We start from the raw sequence: 2,412 nt of genomic DNA on the forward strand, positions 1-2,412 counted from the left end.
CGTCCAAGCCATTCCTCCCAGAAAGTCCGCCAGCTTGCCAGCGGGGCATCTGAATATAAACCACTTGGATCCAGAATTGTCAAGGCGTTGTAGATTGGATACAGTCGCCAATGTGCATGAATTCCAGAGGAGGGAGCTAGATGGCTGGGATGAGCGTCATCGTCGTCGGCGCCGGCATTGTTGGGTTGAGTGTCGCCTACGAGGCGCTACAGAGCGGCGCGGCGGTTACAATCATCGATCGCGACCCTGAGGGTGACAAAGTGTCATTCGGTAACGCCGGCGGCATCGCAGTAACCGAAGTAATACCCTTATCTGTCCCGGGATTATGGAAGAAAGTGCCCTTCTGGGCTCTGGATCCGCTCGGCCCACTAGTGGTCCGGGTCAGGCATACGCCTCATTTATTCCCTTGGCTTTGGCGTTTCGCAAAAGTGGGCTCAGCATCCGAAGTACGACGGATTTCTGGCGTGCTCGCGGAGATCAACAGCCGCGTCTATGACGATCTCCTGCCGCTCTTCAACAAAGTCGGCCTTTCGAACAATCTGTTTCGTAAGGGGGCGCTGACGGTCTACGAGAGCGACAGCGGTCTGAGACGCGACAAGCCGGAGTGGGATGCAAAGCGTGCGCTCGGTGTTGAGACCCAAGAGTTGTCCGCGTCGCAGGTCAGGGACATGGAACCGGCGCTCGGTCCGATAGTGAAAAATGGGGTGTTCACGCCTCAGTGGTCGCATGTTTCGGACCCGAAGAGGATCGTGGACGTTTTGCGCTGCTGGCTTGCCGATAACGGCGCGGAAATCTTGAGAGGCCAAGTTGACCGTGTAGAGCCTAGAACCGACGGTGCGGCGATTACGCTAAACGGCGGCAAGACCCTGAGGGCAGCAAAGATCGTCATCGCAGCGGGCGCCTGGTCGGCACAACTCGCCAAGCAATTGGGGGATCGCGTTCTTCTCGAGAGCGAGCGCGGTTACAACACCACGATCGCCTCGCCGGGGGTTGCCCTGGAACGGGAAGTGATATTCGCAGAGCGAAAATTTGTGGCGACGCCACTCTCGATCGGCTTGCGGATCGGGGGGACGGCCGAGTTCGGCGGATTGAAGGCTGCACCGAACTTCGACCGCTCCAAAGCTCTCGTTAAGCTCGCCAAGCTCTACCTTCCGGGTATGAAGGAAAAGGGAGGCGTGGAGTGGAGTGGCCACCGCCCTGCTACGCCGGATAGCCTGCCAGTCATAGGGGGGTCTGGTCCGAGCCGGCATATCATTTATGCGTTCGGTCACGGTCATCTCGGACTTACGCAGGGCCCAACAACCGGCAAAATCGTCGGGGACCTACTATTCGGACGTGAGCCAGGTCTCAATCTGGCGCCTTTCTCTGTCGCTCGTTTTTCTAGTAAGAAAGAAACTCTAATGAATCGCCAGATTTTCGGCGATGGATGACATCCTTCTTTGCTGCGCACGCTCCGAATTGATTGCAAGATATTTGAAGCCGTCCAGCGATGCTGGCACTGGCCGAGAACGCGGGGCGTCTACCTCCTTGCTGGAGCAGCTTCCGCAAGGTTGAAGAGTCCCGTCATAGAGGATGCGACACTTGGCTTGCTGCTAAGCAATTTTCGATTCTTTCGAGCGGGTGCTCCGAGTACTCCACCGATCATCACCTGCTGGCTTGTCGGGGGCGTCGACTACCTTCTCAAGGGTGACATTGATGCCTATTAGCAAATCGCCGTAGACATCAGAATTGGGATTGAGACCAAGATGATGAAGGAAGCTGCCAACGCTTGTAGCCGCCAATTTGCTTACCGCCGCCGAGCGGTCCTAAGCAATTTCTCTTGCTTGCTCCTGCCCCTTCGGAGGCCGAAAGTTGCCGGGAAGTGTGCCCGAGGAGAAAGTCTTCAGGTGGGCCATCATCTCCTCAAATCATCGTACAGGCCGGATTTAGGCCAAGCACGACCACAGACTGTGTCGAACTGCTCTTCCTTCGACATCGCAACTCTGCGAAGTTTTCCGGAGACGCTCCGTGCCCCACCGCCAGGAATCAAAACGTCGCAACAGATCCGTCACATGAATTTGCGGAATCTTTGCACTGCAAATCGCTGACAATGGTACGTTCACTGCGACTTTGAGATCAGGCGCGGCGGTGCCGATTTTACTCAGCCCGCCGCCCAACACGCAACACCGGGGTAACAGCCATGGCAACAAGAAGAGCGCTCATCCTGCTTGAAGGCAACACACACGGTACTGGTTTGCTGTATGTCCAAGCGGCCCAGCGTCTTGGTCTTCATCCAATTACCCTGTCGGCTGATCCAGCTCAGTACGACTATCTTGCTGCGCAAAGCGTTGAGGCAATCCGTGTCGATACAAACAATCTCGATGCGCTGATCCGTGAATGTGACCAGCTCCGCGCGACCTATGATCTTGCTGG

General features: G+C 56.5%; 1 protein-coding gene and 1 pseudogene. Both read left to right on the forward strand.

Going from position 1 to position 2,412, the window contains the following annotated elements; all coding sequences use genetic code 11:
* Positions 1-140: 140 nt before the first annotated feature.
* Positions 141-1,430, forward strand: coding sequence for an NAD(P)/FAD-dependent oxidoreductase (locus NKH42_RS30970; protein WP_352974824.1), 1,290 nt, complete (start codon positions 141-143; stop codon positions 1,428-1,430).
* 749 nt (positions 1,431-2,179) lie between these two features.
* Positions 2,180-2,412, forward strand: a pseudogene (locus tag NKH42_RS30975) (ATP-grasp domain-containing protein); the annotation flags it as partial.

The organism is Mesorhizobium sp. M1142 (assembly GCF_040318565.1).
In the GTDB taxonomy this organism is placed as follows: domain Bacteria; phylum Pseudomonadota; class Alphaproteobacteria; order Rhizobiales; family Rhizobiaceae; genus Mesorhizobium.

Excerpts from the sequence above, each read along its gene's own strand:
- NKH42_RS30970 (WP_352974824.1), top strand. The coding sequence starts at position 141 with ATGGCTGGGATGAGCGTCATCGTCGTCGGCGCCGGCATTGTTGGGTTG.